Origin of the sequence: Paenibacillus tepidiphilus, assembly GCF_008635795.1 — a bacterium.
GTDB classification, from domain to species: domain Bacteria; phylum Bacillota; class Bacilli; order Paenibacillales; family Paenibacillaceae; genus Paenibacillus_AQ; species Paenibacillus_AQ tepidiphilus.
On record NZ_VWRQ01000034.1, the window covers coordinates 1 to 22,877 of the forward strand.

A 22,877-nucleotide genomic window follows, 5' to 3' on the forward strand; every position below is an offset into this window, starting at 1 on the left:
GCCGACAGCTTCCCGGCTTCTCCGGCGTCCGCCGCAGCCGTCTGCTCCGCCGCCGCTTCTCCTTCCGCCATTTCACCCAGCGGCTTCGAAATATCTACACCGAGCAGATATTCCCACATCTTGCCCTCCAGATGGCTGAACGAGCGTTTGGCCGCCTTGCCGAGTGCGCCGATCCGCTCCATGACATCGAGGAATACGCTGATGAGGATGGAACCCAGAGCCGAGATCAGCTTCGTATAGAATTTCTGCAGCGCACCGAGCGCCTGATCGACCTTGGAAGCGAGGAAGTCCAGCGCCTGCGCCGCTTTGGCCTTGAGCTTCTTGGCAATCTGGTTGACCAGCTTCACGGCCTTGTCGACCACACTGTCGATGCGGGCACAGATTCGCTTGGCAATCCCCGGAAATTTCGCGAAGACGACGTTGACGAGCTTCTTCAGCAGGGTACCCAGCCCTTTGATCAGTCCGGTAATCAGCTTGCGGCCGAGCTCAATGAGGCCGATAACCGCCTGTTTGGCTTTCTCGAAGATGAACTTCACAGCCTTGCGCAGATTGTCAAAAATAAAGTTGACCGCCTTTTTGACCAGCTCCACAACCGCTTCGAATTTATCCTTGATCCAGCCGAGCACACCGCCCTTCTTCTTTTTCTCTTTTTCCTCCTCTTCCTTCTTTTTGCCGTCGGCGTCCTTTTTGGCCTTGCTGTAGGCGACTGTAGCTTCCTGCTCCGCCTCTGACTGCTTCTTCTGCGCTTCGCGCTCCTTCTCCGTGCGGACCTGCTCAATTTCACCCTTCTTCTGCTGAACCGCTGCCCCGGCTTGCTGCTTATAATCCCCTTCGGCTGCATCCAGCTCGCTCCGCCATTCGCCCCTTAGCTTGTTAACCTCCGCTTTGGCGCCGGACTGCTCCTTGGTCTGCTGATCCTCCGCCTCCTGCTCGGCCTGGCGGATTTGCGTATCGCTTTCGCTCCTGGAGAGCTGGACCTTGTCGTCATACTTCTGTTTCTCCGCGCCGTATTCGGCCTGCTTCTCGCCAAACCGCTTGTTCATTTCCGGGGCCAATGCCTTGTTCATATTCGCTGCCATACCGCCCGGCAGCTCCAGTGCAGGAACGGCTTTGCCTGACGGCGCAGCGCTTCCCTTCAGCGCCTTGGCGGACTTCAGGCGTCCGCTGTCCGGTTCGGGATAAATGTCTTCCTCCCCGAACGGAACACCGATCTGCTGCTGCTCGGCCTGCTTCGCGGCAGCTACCTCCTGCCCAGCCTCCTGGTTAAATCCGGCCAGCTGATTAGGATCGGCCTCCCCGTCCATGCGGATGGCTGCCCGCTGGCCGGAGGCCGCGCGGATCTCGCCCAGAATGGCCTCGGGGTTGTCCCCGGAGCCGCCGGAGCGGATATTCATGCCGGCGGGCAAGCCCGCCGCAGCTGAACCGCCGGAGCGTTCGCTCTTGAAGCCTGCTGCGGCTTTGTGCACCGGCGCCGCCTGCTTCTTCCGGGCCTTCAAGGCCCGGCCCTTCAGCCCTGTCGGCACAGGAACAGCGGGCAAGCCCTGCTGCGCCTTACGCGCCTGCTTCGACATCGCCTCACCCGAAGCCTGAGCGGCCTGCGCATAGGCTTCGCCCATCTGGGTCGGCGGCACCTTGGACAGCTGCTCCAGAATCTGTCCCGGGTCCTCGGCGCGGATGTTTATCTTCTTGGCCTTGGCCGGCGCTTCTTTCTCCCCGGCCATTCCGCCAAGCAGATCGCCAAGCGACGGCTCCTTGGCGGCACCCGCCTCTTTCTCCCCGCCGGCCTTCTCTTCCTTCGGCTTGGCTTTGGCCGGCTTGGCTTCGCCCTGTTCCCCGCCGGGTTCAGGCTTGCCCGCTTCTGCTGGGGGCGTCTCCCGGCTTTCCTTTGGCTTCGCCTTATCGCCTGTAGGCTCAGCCGCCTCCGCTTGCCGTTCACCTTCCGCCTGCGCCTGACGTTCGCCATCAGCTACCGCCTCCGCTTGCGGCTTCTCCTGCTTGGCCCCCTGTCCCTGCGGGCTGGTCTTCACCAGCCCTTTGGCAGGGGCCTTGGCAGCAGCCAGCTGCTTATCGCCGTCTTCGGCAAGCTTAGATTCTTCCGCTGCTGCTCCGGAAGCCGGCTGTTTTATAGCTGCCTGTGTTTGCTGCACCTGGACAGGCATCTTTTCCTTCTCCTCCTGCACCTGGGCAGGTATCTCTTCCTTCTCCTCCGGCACCTGGGCGAGAACGGCATTACCACGCTCCTTCTCGGTAACCGGCGTCTTGCCTGCCGGCTCTCCTGCAGTTGAAGCTTCTGCCTTGTTTCCCTGCTCCTTCGCCCGGTCAGCGGACAGCTGTCCCAGCACTTCTGCGGCTGCCCGCCGTCCAATAGCCCGCTGCAGCAGGGCTAGCTCTTCCTTCGTCAATGACTCCGGATTGCGCCGGGCCCGGCGCAGCACCTCCACCGGGTCCGGACCGCGCACAGCTGCCGGCTTCACCGGCTCCAGCGGCTTATGATATAGAATCTGCCGGGCGGGAGCTTTATCCTTCTCTTTGCCTACACTAGCGTTGGTCTGCAAATCGTATCCCCCTTATGCCAAGATGCACTCTATAGATTAAGTAAAATTAGGGGGACTTTTCACAGCCTGAGAAGGAAACTTTTACATATAATGGAGTAACATAAAAAAGCCGCCCAAGGCGGCCGCACGTTGCTGATAAGTATTGTGATCGTTACAATTCAAGTTTCCTGGCACTTAGGCAATTCACTGGTCGATCGGTGACGCCGATATTCGTGTCAAGTCTGTTTGATCGTTTCTTTCCTTTTTAAATTGCTGCGCTACCCGACCATCATTTTCAACAGCAATCCGGCTGCCGCAATGAACAGTCCGGCGCTGCTGATGACCGTACCGGCCAGCCAGCGCTGATTCTCTCCCTGACGGGCCTTCAGCCTGGACAGCTCATCCCGTATCTCATCCATCCGCAGATGTGCGGATTTGCTGCTCTGCATGGCTTCAAGGGCAATATCCCGCGCGGTGTTCATAATATCTAGCTTGGTCTCGACGCGGGTTAGCCGCTGCAGTATCTCATTCATGTCGTCTGCCATATCAAGTTCCCCCGGAAGTAGAGCTGGTTTTGATGAAGCTCCGGACGCCGCCCATCTTGGCTGGACGTCCGGATATAATGCCGTAATGCTTAAGGTTCAATGCCTGCTACCAGATTTCCGGAGGCGTATACGGTTATTTTATTGGTATCCGTGTAATCTGTAGCTGTAGCATTGAAGGAATAATCGTTCGTTTGCATATAAGATGACAGACCGGTCTTCCAGAAGGTGCTTTGGATCTGCAGCTTTTCTCCCGCCTTGAGCGTTCCTGCCCCGCTGCCGAAGCTGATCTCCAGATAATAATCGCTGCCCGTCTTGCCTGCAGTCTTCTGGAAGCTGCCTGACACATGCGACAGAACGCTGCGGGAGCTTGAGGAACCGGACACACGGGCGTAGTCAAACAGATAGCCCTGGTTTCTCTCTCCGTCAATCGTGTAGTAATACCGGATCTTCACATTCGAGAGCTGGATATCGCTGCTTCCCGAATTCTCGATGGAGATCCGCGGTCCAATAACGTTAGTGGTTGCCGACCGGGTACTGTTGTACGATTGCACCTTGATCATTTGGGTGACGGTGACATATTGCACGGCCGTCGCAGTATTGCCGTTCACATCTGTAACGGTCCAGGTAACCGGTGTTTTGCCGACCGGGAAGCCGTCCGAAGGGGCATTATTCGTTATCTTAAATCCGAAAATATCCGTGGCGGTTGCCTGGCCGATATTCACCGGCGTCTTTGCGCCAGTAGCTATGACAGAGATATCCGCAGGAATCTTCAGCACTGGCTTCGTCTTATCTACTACCGTAATTTTCTGTTCACCAGTGACCGTGTTGCCGTTGGCATCCGTCGCGGTCCACAGGACCGTTGTTGTGCCCAGCTCATACGCTTCTGGAGCATTCGAGCTCACGGTTACCGGATAGATATCCGTGGCTGTGGCTGTTCCAATCACGACCGGCGTCTTCAACGCCGTAGCTTCCACCGTCTTGTCTTCCGGCAGCTTCAGCACCGGCTTCGTCTTGTCGGTAACCGTAATTTTTTGTTCACCAGTAATCGTGTTGCCATTGGCATCCGTCGCGGTCCACAGGACCGTTGTTGTACCCAGCTCATACGCTTCTGGAGCATTCGATGTTACATTCACCGGATAGATATCGGTCGCTGTGGCTGTTCCGATCACGACCGGCGTCTTCAACGCCGTAGCTTCCACCGTCTTGTCCTCCGGCAGCTTCAGCACCGGCTTCGTCTTGTCGGTTACTGTAATCTTTTGCTCACCAGTAATCGTGTTGCCATTGGCATCCGTCGCGGTCCACAGGACCGTGGTTGTACCCAGCTCATACGCTTCTGGAGCATTCGATGTTACATTCACCGGATAGATATCGGTCGCTGTGGCTGTTCCGATCACGACCGGCGTCTTCAACGCCGTAGCTTCCACCGTCTTGTCCTCCGGTAGCTTCAGCACCGGCTTCGTCTTGTCGGTTACTGTAATCTTTTGCTCACCAGTAATGGTATTGCCGTTAGCATCCGTCGCGGTCCATAGGACCGTCGTGGTGCCCAGCTCATACGCTTCCGGAGCATTCGAAGTTACATTCACCGGATAGATATCCGTCGCTGTGGCTGTCCCGGTCTCCACCGGCGTCTTCAACGACGTAGCTTCCACCGTCTTGTCTTCCGGCAGCGTCAGCACCGGCTTCGTATTGTCCGTGACTGTAATCTTTTGCTCTCCGGTAATGGTATTTCCGTTCGCATCCGTCGCGGTCCACAGGACCGTTGTAGTGCCCAGCTCATACGCTTCCGGAGCATTCGAAGTCACGTTCACCGGATAGATATCCGTCGCTGTGGCTGTCCCGATCTCCACCGGCGTCTTCAAAGCCGTAGCTTCCACCGTCTTGTCCTCCGGCAGCGTTAGCACCGGCTTCGTCTTGTCGACTACCTCAATTTTTTGCTCTCCGGTAATGGTATTGCCGTTCGCATCCGTCGCGGTCCACTGGACCGTAGTTGTACCCAGCTCATACGCTTCCGGGGCATTCGAGGTCACGGTCACCGGATAGATATCCGTCGCTGTGGCTGTCCCGATCTCCACCGGTGTCTTTAAGGCCGTAGCCTCCACCGTCTTGTCTTCCGGCAGCTGCAGCACCGGCTTCGTCTTGTCGACTACCTCAATTTTTTGCTCTCCGGTAATGGTATTGCCGTTCGCATCCGTCGCGGTCCACAGGACCTTCGTGATGCCCAGCTCATACGCTTCCGGGGCATTCGAGGTCACGGTCACCGGATAGATATCCGTCGCTGTGGCTGTCCCGATCTCGACCGGCGTCTTCAAAGCCGTCGCTTCCAGCAGAATATCTGCAGGTACTTTTAAGACCGGCTTGGTCGTATCCTTGATGTTCACGGTCACAATACCCGTAATTTCATTGCCGCTGCTATCCACAGCTGTCCAGATGACTTTGGTTATGCCCAATGCAAAACGGGCTGTAATATGGCCTTCTTCTGTAATTGGACTCTGCGGATCGAATCCAGGAGCGTTTGTAGTAAGAACTACCGGGAAGATATCGGCAATTGCCGGCACTTCCAGCTCCACCGGGGTCTCTAAGCCTGTCGCTTCCAGCTCGATCGCCAGTGAGCCCTTGAATGACATCGCCGGCTTGGTAGAGTCCTCCACCGTAATCTTCTGCACCGCCGTGGTTACGTTGCCGCTGGTATCCTTAACGGTCCAGAGCACTTCAGTGGTGCCGAGCGGATAATCCGCCGGTGCATTGGAAGTAACGGTCACCGGGAAGATATCTGATCCTTTCGCTACCCCGATCTCTACCGGAGTCCGCACTGCCGATGCTTCAGCATGAATGTCTTCAGGGATTTGGATGCCGGGCTTGGTCGTATCGACCACCGTAACCAATTGCTTGGCTGTTGTTTCGTTACCGTTCGCATCCTTGGCTGTCCAGATAACTTCTGTTGTACCCAGCGGATAATCCGCCGGTGCATCCGATGTAACGGTTACAGGGAAGATATCTGTCGCTTCCGCCAGGCCGATATTTACAGCTGTCTGCACCGCTGAAGCTTCGACCGTAATGTCAGCAGGCGCCTTCAAGTCGGGTTTTATCGTATCTTTCACCGTAATATTCTGTACAACCGTTACTTCATTGCCGCTGAAATCTGTGGCCTTCCAATGAATCACTGTCCGTCCTAGAGGAAGATGTGCAGTGATTTCTTCTCCGCCAACCAGCGGTTCAATACCGATGTAGCCCGGCGCATCCGTGCCGACAACTACAGGGAAGATATCCTGCGGAGCCGGAACCTTCAATTTCACAGGCGTAATGACAGCCGTCGCTTCCAGCGTCAGGTCAGCAGGTGTAGCCAGCATTGGCTTCGTGGTATCCGTCACCTTGATTTTCTGCACAGCCGTCTGCGTATTGCCACGGGTATCCTTGACGGTCCAGATCACTTCAGTGATGCCCAGCGGATAATCCGCCGGCGCGTTCGAGGTAAGGGTTACCGGAAATATATCGCTTCCCTGGGCCTTCCCGATGTCCACCGGCGTCCGCACCGCCGTTGCCTCAACCGCAATATCGGAAGGTACCTCTAATTCCGGTAATGTTGTATCCACTACCGTAATTTTCTGAACCGCCGTTGTCACATTGCCGCTTGAATCCTTGGCTGTCCAGGTGACTTCAGTTGTGCCTAGCGGATAATCCGCAGGCGCGTCCGAGGTAACGGTTACGGCAAAGATATCCGTCCCTGCTGCTTGCCCGATCGCCACGGGTGTCTGTACTGCCGATGCTTCTACCGAAATATCCCCCGGTATCTTGAGCTCTGGCCGTGTCGTATCCGTGATCGTAACCTTCTGTACCACAGAGGAGAGGTTGCCGTTCTCATCCTTGACCCTCCAGGTTACCGGCGTTGTCCCAAGCGGGAAAGCGGCCGGGGCGTTATGGCTGATCTCCGCAATATGGAAGATATCCGATACTGCCGGAGCCTTCAATTCTACCGGAGTTTCCTTTGCACTGGCTTCCAGCTTCAATTCCGCCGGAGGCACAATAACAGGCGCGGTCGTATCGACTATCGTAATCGTTTGGGTGCCGGTGGTGATATTGCCATGCTTATCCACCGCCTTCCAGGTGACAAAGGTGTTGCCGAGCGTATACGCTGCCGGGGCATTGCTGGTGATGGTCACCGCGAAGAGGTCGGTAGCTGTCGCTTTGCCGATATCGACCGGTGTATTCACCGCCGTTGCTTCCTTACGGATATCGCCGGGCACCTGCAGAACCGGAGCGGTGCTGTCGGTGACCTTCACTTCCTGCTTGCCTGTCGACGTTCTGCCGTTCGCATCCGTTGCGGTCCAGGTGACCGTCGTAATGCCGACCGGATAATCCGCTGGTGCATCGCTGGTTACCTTCACCGGGAAGATATCCGTGGCCGTAGCCTGCCCGATCTCCACCTTGGTCCGGTCTCCGGTCGCTTCTGCCTTGGCTGCCGCAGGCACCTCAAGCTGCGGATCCGTCGTATCGGTCACCGTAACCTTCTGGATATCGATAGCCACATTACCGCTGGCATCCTTCGCCATCCACTTCACTTCAGTAAGTCCTACGGGGAAATCCTGCGGAGCATCGTTCGTAAGCTTGACTTCGAACAGATCCGTGGCCTTCGCCTGCCCAAGAGCTACGATCGAGCGCACGGCTGTAGCTTCCACAGTTACATCTCCCGGCGCTTCGAGCAGCGGATTCGTGGTATCGACAACCTGAACCTTTTGCGTACCCTCGGTCGTATTGCCGTTTGCATCCGTGATCGTCCAATGTACCACCGTCTCGCCAAGCGGATAATCCGCCGGGGCATCATTCGCCACCGTCACCGGGAAAATTTCCGAAATGACCGGCTTGCCGAGTTCAACAGGAGTGCGGACCCCGGTTGCTTCTGCCTTTCGATCCCCGGGCAAGGTAACCAGCGGTGCCGTGGTGTCCACCACATTGATTTCCTGTTTGCCGGTTGTGATATTGTCATGTTCATCCGTTGCCGTCCAGGTGACTACCGTAATTCCTACGCCAAAAGCTTTCGGCGCGTTATGGGTTACCGTAACCTTGAAAATATCTGTAGCCTGCGCTGCGCCTAAATCCACAGGTGTCTCAATACCCGTAGCTTCTACAGTTTTATTGTCCGGCACGGCAAGTACCGGTGCGGTCTTGTCTGTAACCGTAATCTTTTGCACTTTGTGTGTCACATTGCCATTCTCATCCTTGGCCGTCCAGACCACCTCGGTCGTGCCGACCGGATAATCTGCCAGCGCATTGTTCGACAAGAGAACCTCGAAGATATCCTTGGCCGAGCCCTTGCCGATATCCAGCTGCATCCGTTTCGCCGTCGCTTCCACAGTAATGTCCTGCGGGATGGTCAGCTCAGGTTTGGTGGTATCGGTGATTGTAACGATCTGCTCCGCCAGCGTGACATTTCCGTTAGCATCCTCCGCTTTCCAGACCACCTTCGTGGTTCCGACCGGATAGTCCGCAGGTGCATTATTCGTTACCGTAACCTTGAAAATATCGCTGGCCGTAGCCTTTCCAATATCAACCGCAGTCCGTCTCGCTGCTGCTTCAGTGGTAATATCGGCCGGTGCATTCAGCTGCGGCTTCGTCCGGTCAACGATAATTACATTTTGCTTCGCGGTAATTTCATTGCCGTTCGCATCCGTAGCCGTCCAGATCACCTCGGTCGTGCCGACCGGAAACGTCTTCGGCGCATTGTTCTGCACAATGACCGGGAAAATATCGGTTGCCGATGCGCCGCTTAACACAACAGGCGTCAGCTCTGCCGTAGCTTCCACCACTACATCGCCCTGCACGGTAAGCACAGGCCTCGTAGTATCCTTCACCGTTATCTTCTGTACCTGTGAGGACTTGAGGCCAACCGGATCGACAGCCGTCCATTTAACGGTGGTTACGCCGATTGGATAATCGGCCGGCGCGTCGTTCGTAATTACGACATCCGGTATGGACACATCCTGTACAGTAGCCTGGCCAATGGCAACAGGCGTACGGACTGCCGCAGCCTCTACGGTGATGTCCTGCGGTACTGAAAGCACCGGAATCGTCTTGTCGATCCTGATCTCCGTCCGCTTGGCCGGCGTCTCGTTACCGGCTGCATCCACCGCCCAATAGGTAAGCGGGATCACACCTTCCGCCGTAACCTCGAACGATGTCTCTGCTCCCTGAATCACCTTCTCTGCGCTTGAGCCCAGAATGTAGTGGAGCTCCTTCACGCCGGAGCTTCCATCCGTTGCCTGGAGCAGGACCGTCACATTGCTGCTGTTCCAGCCGGCCGCATTCGGCTCTGGGCTGAGCAGCCCTGACATGACCGGTCCGGTCTTGTCGATCTGCACAGTCAGCGTACGGGCAGCTTCCGCATTCCCGGTCTTATCGACCGCCCAATAGCTGACAATGATTTTGCCTTCGGTATCCAGCTGCGTTTCGGCCGTGTTACCGGCAACCTTGACCGCCTCCTGATCACCGAGCTTATAGTAGATGGAATCCACACCCGAGAGATGATCCTCCGACAAGAAGCTCAGCGTTACCTTCTCACGGTTCCAGCCTTCCGGCTGACCGTTTGACAGCGACGCCGCCGTTACGGGTGCACTTTTGTCGATATGGATCGGGCCAAACGTAATCGTCGAAACATGCTTGGGATCATTATCGCTTGCCGCTGCACTGTCCACCGCTTTGCCGGTTGCGCTCTGGCCTGCACCTTCGGCGGAGAACGTCTGATCAGGAGTCAGCGATTTAATGCCCGATAACGTATCGGCCGCAGTGTAATGCACCTTTACGGTACGATTGGTCCAGGTCCCGGCAATATAGGGCTCATTATTGTCGGTAACCGCACTCGCACTGATTGTCGGCGGCGTCGTATCCAGCAGATTCGAGCCGACCGTTCCCACTTCGACCTTGAAGGTCACCGGGGGCAAGCCGGCGACACTGGCTGTGACGTCCAGTGTCCGGATAACGCCCATGGTCCTGGAGTAGAGCTGGAAGCCCTCACCGACGTAAGCGGTGTACGTATTCGCCGCAGAGGCATAGCCGTTGGCATCGGTCAGCACGGTAACACCGCTGCTGTTCAGGCCCCGCATAACAGCGGTCACTACGCTGTCTTCCGTAACCTGGAAGGTTACGGGAATGCCTGATAGCGGATTGCCTGCAAGGTCCTTGACGCTCACCCGCTGTGGAAGCATGAAGCCGCGGCCGCCGGGAACGACCGTAGAGGCCTGATCCAGTTTGATCTGCTGCAGCACCGGCGATTCCGCCTTCAGGGTTCCTTCAACCGCACTCAAGGCAGTGCTCATCGCATTCTTGCCGACCAGGAACGGGCCATGATGAAGCACGACACCCAGTGTGTCGTCGCCATATACCGAACCGTATACGGATTCATAGACGGATTCGAAATCCGGATCGGCATATACGGAGCCGCTGACCGTTCCCCTGGCCGCTTCCTCCCCCGGCTCCGGCTCATAGACGGCATCTGCCACTGCGCTTGCGCCCTGCTCAAGCAGCCTGGCCGTTCCCGGATTCTCGGAGCCTAGCACCACCCCGGGAGCGAGCACCATAACTAACACCAGCAAACAGAGCCATTTGACGAGTAAACCAGTTCTTTTTTGCCTCAGCTGTTCCGTTGTCTTCTTCGACTGTTTCATTATGCATCCCCTAACCTTTTTAGTGTAGCCGGCAGCTTGAACGCGGGCTGCCGGCTCCCTTCACTCAAAAAGGGAAGAAAACGCAGCATTTTACAACTGCATCCGCCGGTTAACAAAAATTTCGAATTTCACCGGTTACACCGGGCCTGCCTTCGACAATAGCCGGGTATTTTTCGCATAATATATGGAATCCAAAGTATTATCTTTACAACTTTAAGAAGTTTCATATCAAAGGTGTCAATTTATGTCTGTATTGGTTGTGTAAACTATGGAATTGTTTCCTTGTTATATGAGAAGACAACTAGTAGGGAAGTGTTAAGCAATTAGAATTTGGGAACATGGGGGATTTGAAATGATGACCTGTGATGAGGAACTAGTGGAGACCTGCAGAAGACTTTTGAAACGCTCAGCCTGGAGGATACAGTACAAGACCCGTATTCAGCAGCTCCGGGAGAGCCGCCCCATTTATGACAGTCAGGTGTATGACGCAAGCTTTGAGAGCATGGTCATATCGGAATTGTTCGTGGATGAAATGCTGCAGAAAATCCCGTGGGAGAAATGCCGTTACATTATCAAACGGACCGTTATTGACGGCCTGGCCGAGAAAGAGGTCGCTCGCGAGTTACACATGACTCAACAGGGGGTAAGCAAATGGAAACGCAAGGGATTGGACATATTGAAGGAACAACTGGACACTTCACTGAAACTGTGAAGAAAGCGCAGAGCGGGGATATGAATTCCATGGAGGATATTATCACGCTGTTCTCGGGGGAAATCGAATACCTGTCCAGGTTCATTATGCTTCCCAGAGAGGAAGCCATCCAGACGTTAAAAACCGAATTGATCAACATCGTCCATCAAAATTTATAAATGCCCGGAACAAGAATACAAATGTAACTGTTGCACTTATAGATTTCTATTATTAACTGAGTTTACACGAACCACTTTACTTTTAACCACAAACATTACAAATGAAACAGGCATCCCCTCCATCAAAACGGCAACCGGGATGCCTTTCCTATTGTTCATAGGCCGTCTATTCATTCAGACCTTCACGTCCGCCCACACCTGTACTTCTATGTAACGTTCCGGACCTTTGGACCCATCCTTGTTCCATTCCTGCGGAAGGCCATATTTGTCGATGAGCTGTAAAATTTCCTTATATGTATACAGTTGGCCGCGATATTCACGCAGATCCTGCACCCTTGGGCTGAACGTAGGAAACATGTCTCCATAAGTAAAAGACAGCGTATCCGGAGGAAAGTCGGATATACGCTTCCGGACGGAAGCCGGCTCTTTGTACCAGCTGCCGAGCCACTCACAGGCACCGACCACCATATAATGGGGCACCGTCCGCTGCGGCTTGCCGCCTTTGGCTATGAACAGGCTGCGGGCCATTGTCTCGAGCTCCCGTCTCCGTTCCATATATCCTTCCGGCCTACGCGCTGCCATAACCTCCCCGCCCTGCCGGATACTCTCCAGCACCTGTGACGCCTCCCCCGGATCAAGCTCCGATAGATTCCGGAATGGACCTCTGCTACTTTCATAATAATGATATAAATACACTGCCCGATCGCTCATTGCTGGCTCCCCTTTCTCGCTCACTGTAAACTCCTGAAATTACAAAATTATTGGAATTTGCACATTTGTGTTACCTATATCATTGACTTTGCTAAAAAAATATGAAAAACAAGCACTTGTACCTAGTTCGATAGACTTACTTTACCATATATTTCAGTGTTAATTGATTCATTTGCATGATATAATCTCTTAGTCCATGAATTAATCCTATTAACAACATAGGTTTATAGGAGAGGGAGATCAACATGAACAGTCATATTAAAATAGTAAAAGTTTCCGCCGCTATTGAAAAGGATGAATTTGACCTTTCGGTAACCCACTGGAAGCTTCTCCTGGAGACCAACCGGTATTATGAAATCAAGCCGGAAAGCGGACCCGTCAAGCGAATCTATAAAGAGAAACTGAACACGATTGTCGAAGAAACCAAATCCTATGCCGACGGCTTCCTGTCGTGCTCGGCTTTTTGCGATGAAACGCGGATTAATGAAATCCAGCTGGAAATTCTACGGAATCTGCAGCTCAAGATTAACGCTTATCAAGACGCGCTGTCTTTAAACCAGAAGGCCATTGAGCAGCAGAAGCTTTTGCCCAAGGAAGACCGGGAATAATGAACATGTGAATTTCGGCACAAAAAAAACAAAACCGGGACAGCGGCTGCAGATATTCCAGCCCTCCCGGTTTTTTTGCTGTGTCTTTTTACAGCAGCTCGGCATTTCTCACGGCATGCTCCCAGCTGGGGAAATAATACAAGGCGCTGCGCATCAGCTCCGGGTCACTTTTTTTGACCGACTTCTTATTCAGGCCGCCACCCGACTGCAGCTGCTTGATTCGTGAAATCACTTCATCCGAACTCAAGGATATCTCCACGTAAGCCCTCCTTTCTGCGCTTGTTATCCCCTATTTATCTCCATCAGTTGCTGTTCCATACCCTGCTAATCACAAAAAAAGACGCTCCTCCGCCCTGCCGGACTGAAGAAGCGCCCCTATCTTGTTAATGGCTTACCAAATATGAAGCGTCCAGGATCATCGCCACCTGTCCGTTGCCGAGAATCGTCGCCCCCGACAAATGACTCATCGTTCCCAGATAACTGCTCAGGGTCTTGATGACCACTTCCTGATTGCCGATGATCTCATCTACCGCAAAGGCGGCCATTTTGTCCACGGAGCGGACTATGACCACGGGAATGGTCTTCGACATGCGCTCGGTACGCTGGTAATGCAGCTTGCTGTGCAGCCAGGAGAACGGCACGATCCGTCCATGGTTAATGATCACCTGCTCACCTTGTACCGTCTGGATGTCGTCCGGCACAATCCGCACAATCTCCGCAATGTTGTACATCGGCAGAATCATTACCCGCCCGGACACCTTCATCAGCAAGCCCTTGATAATGGCCAGCGTCAGCGGCAGCCGGATGGTAAAGGTAGTGCCCGAGCCAGCTTCCGTCGCGATATCGATAATGCCGTTCAGTCTGCCAATCTGGCTGCGGACAATGTCCATCCCGACTCCGCGGCCGGAGACCTCGCTCACCTGGGCGGCCGTTGAGAAGCCCGGCTCGAAGATGAGCCGGATGATATCCTGCTGCGGCAGGAGCGCCGCCTGTTCCTCGGAGATTAGTCCTTTGGCCACCGCGGAGGCTTTGATTTTGTCCGGGTCGATTCCTTGTCCATCATCCTGCAATGTAATGACAACGTTGTTCTCTTCATGGAAGGAGGTTAAGGTGATGCAGCCCGCTGCCGGCTTTCCAGCCGCCAGCCGAGCCTCCGGGCTCTCAATTCCATGATCGGCGCTGTTGCGGATCAAATGGATCAGCGGATCACCCAGCTCCTCAATAATCATCCGGTCCAGCTCCGTCTCTCCGCCCTGAAGCACCAGCTCAATGTCCTTGCCGAGCTTGTGGGCCAAATCCCTGACCAAACGCGGGAAACGGCTGAACAGCTGGTCGATCGGCAGCATGCGCGTCTTCATGACCCCCTCCTGCAGCTCCTTGATGACCCTGCCCATATGATCGGAGACGCTGCCGATCTTGTGCAGAATTCCCGCCGGATCGCTGCGTTGACCGGTTGCATGCAGATCAGCCAGGGAAGTCTGGTCGATCAGCAGTTCACCGACGAGATTCATCAGTTGGTCCAGCCGCTCTACATGAATGCGGACGGTAGGCTGGCCGGAGCTTGCCTTGGGCCGCTCTTCGGCAGCCGGGCCACTGGGAGGCGCACTCACCAGCTCCGGAATGTGATTGTCAGCAGCTCTTCCCGCAGTAAGCGTGAACAATGCCAGCTCCGCACTCTCAACATCGGAGTCCCCGGCCAATTGGCTCTGTAACCAGTCCAGTGCCTGGGCAGCGGCAATAATGAAGGCAAAGCTGCTATAGCGGGCATCCTCGTCACCGTCCACTGGCTGTCCCGCCAGTGAAGAGGCAATCACAGCACCGCCGCACAAATCCTCCAGCCGCTGCTGCAGCATGAAATAACGCGCCGCCTTCATCAGGCAGTCTTCCTTCAATCTCACTTGTACCGCCAGAAGCTGCTGCCCGGAAGCAGCGGCTGCTTCCGCCTGCAGTATTTCGGCGGCGGTCAGCTCAGGCAACCGGATCGGCTTCTTAACCGGTTTATGCAGATGCCCCCTGATCTCCGCGACCACGGCACTGCAATCCTCATGGACAGAGCCGCTGATATATTGGCTGCGCAGCGTCTTCATGGCATCCAGCGCCCGGAACAGCATGTCAATCAGCTGACCGCTGATCTCCAGCTTCTTGTCCCGCATCCGCTCCAGCACATATTCCACTTCATGGGTAAGGTCGCTCATTTCGCGGAAGCCCATCGTTGCCGCCGAGCCCTTGATCGTATGCGCCGCACGGAATAGCGTTTGAATGATCTCCGCCGAACCCTCGCGCTCCAGCGCCAGTAGCGACTGATCCATCCGTTCCAGCTGATCGTTCAATTCCTCGATAAAAATATCGCGGTAGGCAGACAGTTCCATTCTTCTCTCGCTCCCTTCCTAACCGCCCAGTAATTCCTCAAGCTTCAAAATACCCACGAGCTGCTCCCCCTGCTGTCCGATCCCCTGGAACACGCCTTCCCTGAGGCGTCCAAGCGACGCGGACACAGGATGGAGCTCGCCGTAAGACGTCACCTTGATCACCTTGTCGACAATCAGGCCCACAAATTCCTCACGGTACCGTACAACGATGATCCGGCTCTCCCGGGTATAGGGCTCATCGGGCATTCCCAGCATATGGCGCAGGCTGAGTACACACACCACCTTGCCCCGCAAATTCACCACACCCTTAACCTCACTGCGGCTAAAAGGAATATCCGTGATGCTGAGCATCTTAATAATTTCATGAATTTCTTCTATGGGAATGGCGCAGATTTCTGCGCCTACGGCCAATTCTATATACTGATCTTTTTGCGGCGAAGCCATGCTCTACACCTTCCGTCCGTGGGATTAGTGGGTTTTGAAGGCAGCGGCGGAGTTAGCCAGCTCTTCAGAAAGCTGGGCCAGCGATTGACAGGCCGCAGCCGTCTCTTCCGCCGCAGCGGCAGACTCCTCGCTGGAAGCGGAGATCGCTTCTACCGAGTTCATGACCTCAGCAGCCTGGGCAGACTCTTCCTCGCAGGCGGCCGCAATTTCATTGACCTTCATCGCCGAATGGTTAACCATCCCGATGATCTGCTCGAACGCCTGGCTTGTCATCGCAGACTGCTCGACGCTCTCGGCAACGGCCCGGACACTCTGCTTGGTGTTATCCTGCATGGCCTTGATAATGCCGGTAATTTCTTTGGTCGCCTCTCCGCTGCGCTCTGCCAGCTTGCGGACCTCATCGGCAACGACGGCGAAGCCGCGTCCCTGCTCACCGGCGCGGGCAGCCTCAATGGCTGCGTTCAGCGCGAGCAGGTTGGTCTGCTCGGCAATATCGTCGATGACTTCGATAATATCGCCGATTTTGCGGGAATCGTCTTCAAGCTGGGTCATCTTCACATTGACCGCCTGCATGCCCTTCAGTGAGGCTTCTACGACTCCGCCGCCTTCGCGGGCGGTGCGGACCGTATCATTGGACAGCTCGGCTGCTTCTTCGGCGCTGGCCGCCACCGAATTGATCGCCAGCGACAGCTCACGGAAGAGTTCGGTAATGCTGCTGGCCGCAGCCGACTGGCTCGTGCTTGTGCTGGAAATTTCCTGGGTGCTGGCCGAGATTTCCTCGGAGGAAGCGGCTACACTTTGCGAATTAAGCGTAATTCCGTTCACCAGCGACTTTAGGTTGTCGACCATCCGGTTCAGCGCAGCTGCCAGCTGTCCGACCTCATTGGTCCCGGAGATATCCGTCTTCTGTGTCAGATTGCCATTTGCCACTTCCGCAGCGAGACCGGCCATCTGCTGAAGCGGCCGCGAGATGGAACGGGCAATGATATAACCGATCAACAGGCTGACGACGATCGCCAGCACCACCACGCTTACCGTAACAATCAGCGACAGGTCGTACGTTTCCTTGGCATTATTATTTGTCTGTTCCGCCAGATCGGAGTTCGAGTCGATCAAATCGCTGAGGCTTTGTGATACATTAAGTCCAAGCTCTCTGATAGCGGTAGCATCAAAATTGCCGGTTCCAAGCGAACCGCCCGATTGCACTACAGCAACAGCCTGATCGAACAATTGTATATAAGCCTTGTAATGCGAATCCAGATTTTGCAAAAGTGTCTGTTCCCGCTCCGTTGTCGCCAGCGGGCGGTAAGTGTCCACTTTCTGGTCGAACGCATCCCGGGCAGCGGCGATGTCCTCCATATATCGGGTGACTGCCGCGCTGCTCGCCGCGGTGCTGATATCCCGTAAAGAAGCATTCATCTTCTGATAGTTAATCTGTGCAGCGGAAAGCTCGCGTACCGAAATCAGATTGTTGTCATACATTTCATCCATGTTGCTGTTCATGCTCCGCAGCGTTGTCAATGAATAAACCCCGAAGCCTGCAAGGATGATGGCCACTGCCATAAATGCGGAGACAATTTTTGTTGCTGTCTTCATGTTCATAAACCACTTCATGCCGTATTCCCCCTGAGATGCAAATCTGTTTACTCCATCCGGGAGAGACTGCGCATGTTCCCCAATTCCGGTAGAGCTGTGATATATTTCGACATAATCCGCTTAATTTTGAATAGCTTAAAAATGGAAAAATCAAATATTAAGATTACATTTTCAGCCAATCGGCTCTACAGCTTGATTTTTCAATCAATGATTACTTAATATTTATCACTTTTTGCAGATGCTGGTGAACCGTGAGAAGGGAAATCGTGATGCTGTAGAGAAGTTGATACAGCAGGCGAATATAATGCTCGCCGGAGTGCAAAACACAGGAGGGAATAATATGGCTAACCTGTTTGGCGGATTGCTCGGTAACTATTCAGAGGTAACCATTCCAGAATTAACGAGCCAATATGGTGGATATCTGGCGGCTGACGAACAGATCCGCATGGGCTTTAAGCTCGTCCGCGACACTTTTATTATTACGGATGACCGCTTGATTCTGATAGACCACCAGGGGGTCACCGGCAAGAAGACCCGCGTAGCCTCCATCCATCTGAATTCGATCTTTGAGGTTACGATGGAGACGGGCGGCACCGGCTTTGACGATTGCGAGCTTACCCTCCACTATATCGTCTCTCCGTACCACAAGACGAACAATGTACAGACTGCCGCCTACAAATTCGAATTCGGCAAGAAATTTAATGTCCAGCCGCTGTATAGCGCCCTGATCAGCATTACCACCGACAATCTGAAACGCTTGAACGGCTGATGCGGGCTGTGTAAGCGTACAATTCACGGTATGATCAGACAGAAAAGGCTAATCGTCCCCGAACTGGATCTGAACCGTTTCTGTGATAAAGATAAGGATACAGAAGAGCCCCGGACTCCACTAAATGGTGGAATCCGGGGCTTGTTTGCTGCAGAGTATGTTCAGGGCTGTTCCAGCGCAAAACGCAGCAGCCGGCTGAGCGCCGCCGGAAGCACGCTGACATGTCCTTCCTCCGGGAATTTAGCCATTGCGACGGCCAGTCCCGAGGAGGCCAGCGGCGCGAGCTTATCCGGCAGCAGCTCCGCATCGGCGACCATATGCTCCAGCTCCTCCGCGCCGATGGTAATCAGCAGCCTGCGCGTAAGGCCGAGCGCAGGGAACATTCGCGTAAAGTGCGTAAGTTCTTCCAGCACAGCATACTCGCCCCACCATACCGACGGACTGCCTGCGGCATAATGCGTAAAGAGCTGAGGGCGGGTAAACAGGGTGTGCAGGACCAGCAGGCCGCCGAGCGAATGCCCGAACAGCGCCTGCCGGTTACGGTCTACCGGGAACATATCGCCGATCAGCGGCATAATCTCCTGCTCCAGCACGTCCAGGAAGCGGTCCGCTCCGCCATGCTCCGGCCACTGGCTGCCGTCCGGGCGCTTCGGAAGCGTCTCTACACCGACCGGAATCGTAAAGTCATTGCAGCGGCGGACCATATCGAAGGGCTCACCCGATGGATAGCCGATACCGACGATGACTGCGGGATCATAGCCATGCGGCTTGCGCGTCTGCAGCCGGGCCGACTCGGCCAGCGTATGGAATAAGGCGTGACCGTCTACGGCATAGATGACCGGATAGCCTTCCGGCGGGGCTTCCCCTCCGGGGGATGAGACGAGTATGCGGTATTCAAGCCCGCTTTCTCCTGCGAACAGGATATGCTCTTCACAGCCGGCATGCGGGTAAGCATGCTTCATATTTGTACTCATGGCACCAGAATCTCCAGTACATCGTCGATGACTTTGCCGTAAGCCACCAGCCCGCCGCCCAGCCAATAGCGGTCATCGACCTCATAGACTTGCCCGGCCTTCACTGCGGGAATGCTCTTCCAGAGGGCGCTTTCCTTCAATTCCTTGACAAAGGTCTCGCCGCTGTTCATCGAATCATTGGCCAGGAAAATATAATCGGCATCAATCTGCGGCAGCACCTCCAGCGATAAGTCCACACTGTTCTCAGTGGCGACCAGGTCGCTCTTCGCAATGCCCAGCTCCTCCGCCAGCACAAATCCGCCGTAAACGCCGCCCATGAGGAACATTCCGCGCGAGTTGAAGCGGATGATCAGCGCCTTCTTGCCTGCCATATGCGGCGCCAGCTCCGATCGGGCTGCATCCACTTTGCTGCGGTAATCTGCCAGCCCCTGTGCTGCGGCATCCTGCTTGCCCAGCAGCTCGCCCAGCACCGTCACCGAGTGGTCCAAATCACCCGCCGCCTGCTTGAACACATAGGTCGGGGCAATCTGTGAATACTGCTCGTACACGCCGTTCTCCGCATAATAAGCATTATGCAGAATAATCAGATCCGGCTGCAGCGCCATAACCACCTCCGGTGAAGGCAGACCGCTCGTGAAGTCCACCAGCGGCACATCGGCCAGCTGATCCTGCAGGTATGTCTGGCCTTGCCCGTTGTTGGCCCACTGGCCGGCCGGCTTCACGCCAAGCACCACCAGCGAATCCTCCATATACGGGGCGAAGACCCGCTCCGGCGGAGCTTCCAGCTTGACCTCATGGCCCAGCTCATCCGTTACCACAAGCGGATATGCCGCAGCCGGCGATGCCGCCGGTGCTGCGGTCTGTGCAGGTGACGGTGCTGCTGATTCGGCGGCTGCCGGAGCAGCCCCGGCATTGGCGCCATTACTGCCTGCGGCATCGCTTGCGAAATGGTTCCCGCAGCCAGCCAGCAGCGCCGGCAGCAGCACGGCAAATATCAGGACCTTTCTCGGCAGTCGGGTCTTTAAATCCTTGATTTGTTTCATAAAAAATCCCCCTTAATGATAACCATTCTCATTACTGGAGATTATAGCGGATAGCTGTATGCCTTAGCCATGGACGGCACCCTGCTGGCGGTTTGGACATTTCCCAGCAAAAATCAGTCTTGCCTCGTCCAGCATCCGTTCCAGCGCGGTTGCCGAATATTCGAACCAGGGGTCTGAGGGCAACAGATCCACCGCTCCGGCCTGTACGGCGCTAAGAGAACGCCAGCTGTCCCGGTGCTGCAGGGCAAGCCATTCCAGCCTTGTAACAGCATCGGGACAGATCAGGAGCAGCAGATGCTGCGGATTAAGCTGTGCCAGCTCCTCTAATGAAATCCGCTCATTATAGATTTCACCGCTGCCGCGATACACAGGCTGAAGTCCAAGTGTGCCGAAGAGCACCTCCCGGATTCCCCTGTTGCAGTAGGCATGCAGTTCATTCCGGGAGAGCCTCACCACCAGCGTCGGTACCGGGCCGCAGGCGGCAGCCACCTGAGTTCCGGCCTGCAGCGACCGCTCGGTATAGCCGGCAATCCACCGGTCGGCCTCTGCCTCTCGCCCCAGAAAGCCGGCAATCTCCAGCAGCTGGTCATCCCAGCGCTCCTGCTCGCGGGGAATGTACAGCGGGGCGGCATTCCGTTGCAGCGCCTCACGCCATTCTGCCGACATCGCTTCATCCCCGATAATTGCATCGGCCTGCGCGCGGATCAGCTTGTCGCACTCCCCCGCCTGATTCATCAGGTCCACCCGCAGATGCGTCTCAATCCGCGAATAGTACTGATTATAATAATAGAAGGTCCATTTCGGGTCCATCGGCGCAGCCACAGGGATAATGTCAAGAGCCAGCAGCTGGCCCATCATGGCTGCAGACCCGGCTGCGATCCGCCGTTTCTGCCGTCCGCTGAACGCAGATGGCGGCATCCCGAATGCTTTCTTGAATTTCCGGCTGAAGTAGAACTCATCGCTGTATCCCACTTTATGGGCAATTTCCCGCAGCAAATGCCCCGATTCCTGAAGATATTGCTTGGCCTTGCTCAGCCGCAGGCCGGTGAGATAGTCCATGGGACTCAGTCCATAGTTTCTCTTAAACAGCTCGCCGAAATAATTTTGGCTTAGCCCGGCCATCTCCGCCAGCTCCCGGATTGAAAGCTGCTGGTCGTAATGGCGTGCCATGTATTCACGAATATCATCAATAGGGAGCTTCCCGCTCCTCACAGGCTTGTCCCGATTCGCCCGTAGCTCCTGACCCAAGTGCTCCGCCCCCTCTTTGGTATAGTTTTATAGTTGCTTTAAACATATGATAATGATAATCATTATCTTAGAATGTTTCAACAAAAAAGGAACGCCCCATAGCGTTCCTTTGCCTCTGTATATCAATAGTTTAAATAGTCCGAATTGACTGGCCTCTTGAAGCCAACCGGCAGCGCTTAAAGAAACCGAGTACCCTGGGCAACCATTGCGTTTCATATATCCTCGCTATAGCACATTGTGGTCGATTATTCGCCTACATTGGGCCCGTTTAGCCTCGCACCAGCACATTGTGGTCAGTTTTTCGTACATATTTGGTCACTTTACCCTCGCACCAGCACATTGTGGTCGGTTTTTCGCCTACATTGGGCCACTTTACCCTCGCACCAGCACATTGTGGTCGGTCTTTCGCCTACGATTAGGAACGCTCGACCAGTGACCAGTACTGTATAGTTTGTCGCCCGGTTACGCGCATAAACACGATTCACGGGAATAACCGGGCGCTCCATAGTGAAGAAAAGTTGCGTCATTCAGGATGCGGATGTTGGAACACTGAATAAAGTATCAGGCTAACATTTCAAATTCGTCTCGTACAGTTCAAAGGACCCCTACGATAAAAGTGTACCAGGTCAATGCCAAGCACCAGGAATGATCGGCTGCATACATCGGTGAGATCGGTCAGACCGGCAAACGGTAATACGGCAATGTCACCGCCGGTACAAACCCCAGCTTCTGTGCCAGCACATAGGAGCCCTGATTCTCCAGACGGCAAGCCCATACCGGCTCCAGCTCATGCTCCAGGCAGTAATCAATCATTGCGGAGCATACGGCAAAAGCGTATCCCTTCCCCCGGTAGACTTCCCCCGTCTCGATGCCGATCTCCAGCTGCCGCTCCGTGCGGCAGGATGAGAACGCAGTAGAAGCGATTTCCCCGCCTGCCAGCAACGAGAAGCCGGCACCCGCAGAAGCAAAATGTGCCGCATCGCGCCAGAAATAGCGCGGAACCACGCCGCCTTCCGTGGTACGGAACAGCTCCGCATCCGTCGGGACAATCTCTGCTTCCGGCCACCGGAAGCGCGATTTAGCCTCCAGATAAGCCTCCCGGCTGAACCGGAAATTAACTCTGGTATTGCACTGTATAGTCCCGTCGTTCCCCGGCTCTTTGTCTGCCGAACGGGTATTATGCTCCTTCACCATTGTCTCCATTACGGCGGTCCATCCGCTGTCCGGATCGGCCTGCAGCCATTCCACCTGTTCCCGGGTCCCGGAGAGATTGCCCGTATAATCGTAAAGCCACTGCTTAAACGCCTCATTCTCCGGCTCACCGAACAGCAGCGACATCCCGTAGGGATGGGCTACATAATAGGCTTGCGGCTGCGCGGTACGGTCCACGTAAACTTTGCCGGGGACCTTCCCCGCCAGAATCGCCTCCGCGAACAGCGTATTGATCTTCATCCGTTCAAGCAGCGGCAGCACCTTGCCGAATTCCTTACTGTCCAGTTCAATCATGGCTT

General features: G+C 55.1%; 15 protein-coding genes and 1 pseudogene. 4 read left to right on the forward strand and 12 right to left on the reverse strand.

Features of this window, described 5'->3' with window-relative positions; all coding sequences use genetic code 11:
- From F1379_RS27755 to F1379_RS27765, 3 genes and pseudogenes are all read right to left on the reverse strand, one after another.
- A pseudogene (locus tag F1379_RS27755) lies at positions 1–2,555 on the reverse strand (HNH endonuclease); the annotation flags it as partial.
- A 257-nt stretch (positions 2,556–2,812) separates the two neighbouring features.
- Positions 2,813–3,079, reverse strand: a complete 267-nt coding sequence (locus F1379_RS27760; protein WP_150275717.1) for a hemolysin XhlA — start codon at positions 3,077–3,079, stop codon at positions 2,813–2,815.
- Between the two features lie 89 nt (positions 3,080–3,168).
- The gene (locus F1379_RS27765; protein ID WP_150275718.1) at positions 3,169–10,734 is read right to left on the reverse strand and encodes an HYR domain-containing protein; all 7,566 of its coding nucleotides are present in this window, start codon (positions 10,732–10,734) and stop codon (positions 3,169–3,171) included.
- Positions 10,735–11,086: 352 nt separating this feature from the next.
- On the opposite strand from F1379_RS27765, the gene F1379_RS27770 reads away from it, so the two are divergent.
- Together F1379_RS27770 and F1379_RS30480 are read left to right on the forward strand one after the other, a co-directional pair.
- A complete protein-coding gene (locus F1379_RS27770) occupies positions 11,087–11,446 on the forward strand; it encodes a sigma-70 RNA polymerase sigma factor region 4 domain-containing protein (protein ID WP_150275719.1) in 360 nt (119 codons plus the stop codon).
- A gap of 29 nt (positions 11,447–11,475) precedes the next feature.
- Positions 11,476–11,604, forward strand: a complete 129-nt coding sequence (locus F1379_RS30480; RefSeq protein WP_239004844.1) for a hypothetical protein — start codon at positions 11,476–11,478, stop codon at positions 11,602–11,604.
- A gap of 174 nt (positions 11,605–11,778) precedes the next feature.
- Here F1379_RS30480 and F1379_RS27780 read toward each other — a convergent pair whose 3' ends face one another.
- Entirely contained in the window at positions 11,779–12,315 is a 537-nt protein-coding gene (locus F1379_RS27780; protein WP_203457188.1) for a hypothetical protein, read from the reverse strand.
- Positions 12,316–12,560: 245 nt separating this feature from the next.
- On the opposite strand from F1379_RS27780, the gene F1379_RS27785 reads away from it, so the two are divergent.
- A complete protein-coding gene (locus F1379_RS27785; protein ID WP_150275721.1) occupies positions 12,561–12,923 on the forward strand; it encodes a hypothetical protein in 363 nt (120 codons plus the stop codon).
- A gap of 88 nt (positions 12,924–13,011) precedes the next feature.
- Here F1379_RS27785 and F1379_RS30120 read toward each other — a convergent pair whose 3' ends face one another.
- The 4 genes from F1379_RS30120 to F1379_RS27800 all read right to left on the reverse strand — a co-directional run bounded on the left by F1379_RS30120 (position 13,012) and on the right by F1379_RS27800 (position 17,350).
- Positions 13,012–13,182: a hypothetical protein gene (locus F1379_RS30120; protein ID WP_203457189.1), complete on the reverse strand. Its 171-nt coding sequence runs from the start codon at positions 13,180–13,182 to the stop codon at positions 13,012–13,014.
- A gap of 124 nt (positions 13,183–13,306) precedes the next feature.
- On the reverse strand, positions 13,307–15,292 hold the full coding sequence (locus F1379_RS27790; RefSeq protein ID WP_150275722.1) for a chemotaxis protein CheA: 1,986 nt from the start codon (positions 15,290–15,292) through the stop codon (positions 13,307–13,309).
- Positions 15,293–15,310: 18 nt separating this feature from the next.
- On the reverse strand, positions 15,311–15,736 hold the full coding sequence (locus F1379_RS27795; protein WP_150275723.1) for a chemotaxis protein CheW: 426 nt from the start codon (positions 15,734–15,736) through the stop codon (positions 15,311–15,313).
- Positions 15,737–15,760: 24 nt separating this feature from the next.
- Positions 15,761–17,350: a methyl-accepting chemotaxis protein gene (locus F1379_RS27800; RefSeq protein WP_150275724.1), complete on the reverse strand. Its 1,590-nt coding sequence runs from the start codon at positions 17,348–17,350 to the stop codon at positions 15,761–15,763.
- A 322-nt stretch (positions 17,351–17,672) separates the two neighbouring features.
- Between F1379_RS27800 and F1379_RS27805 the strand changes: the two genes are divergently transcribed.
- Positions 17,673–18,101: a PH domain-containing protein gene (locus tag F1379_RS27805; RefSeq protein ID WP_150275725.1), complete on the forward strand. Its 429-nt coding sequence runs from the start codon at positions 17,673–17,675 to the stop codon at positions 18,099–18,101.
- A 161-nt stretch (positions 18,102–18,262) separates the two neighbouring features.
- On the opposite strand, the gene F1379_RS27810 is transcribed toward F1379_RS27805, so the two are convergent.
- The 4 genes from F1379_RS27810 to F1379_RS27825 all read right to left on the reverse strand — a co-directional run bounded on the left by F1379_RS27810 (position 18,263) and on the right by F1379_RS27825 (position 22,872).
- Positions 18,263–19,075 carry an alpha/beta hydrolase gene (locus F1379_RS27810; protein ID WP_150275726.1) on the reverse strand — a complete coding sequence of 271 codons (813 nt, stop codon included), beginning with the start codon at positions 19,073–19,075 and terminating at the stop codon, positions 18,263–18,265.
- On the reverse strand, positions 19,072–20,118 hold the full coding sequence (locus F1379_RS27815; RefSeq protein WP_150275727.1) for an ABC transporter substrate-binding protein: 1,047 nt from the start codon (positions 20,116–20,118) through the stop codon (positions 19,072–19,074). Before F1379_RS27815 ends, F1379_RS27810 begins: the two co-directional genes overlap by 4 nt.
- A 63-nt stretch (positions 20,119–20,181) precedes the next feature.
- Positions 20,182–21,366 carry a helix-turn-helix domain-containing protein gene (locus tag F1379_RS27820; protein WP_150275728.1) on the reverse strand — a complete coding sequence of 395 codons (1,185 nt, stop codon included), beginning with the start codon at positions 21,364–21,366 and terminating at the stop codon, positions 20,182–20,184.
- A gap of 675 nt (positions 21,367–22,041) precedes the next feature.
- Positions 22,042–22,872 (reverse strand): GNAT family N-acetyltransferase, encoded by an 831-nt coding sequence (locus F1379_RS27825; protein ID WP_150275729.1) that lies wholly within the window; start codon positions 22,870–22,872, stop codon positions 22,042–22,044.
- Between the last annotated feature and the right edge of the window lie 5 nt (positions 22,873–22,877).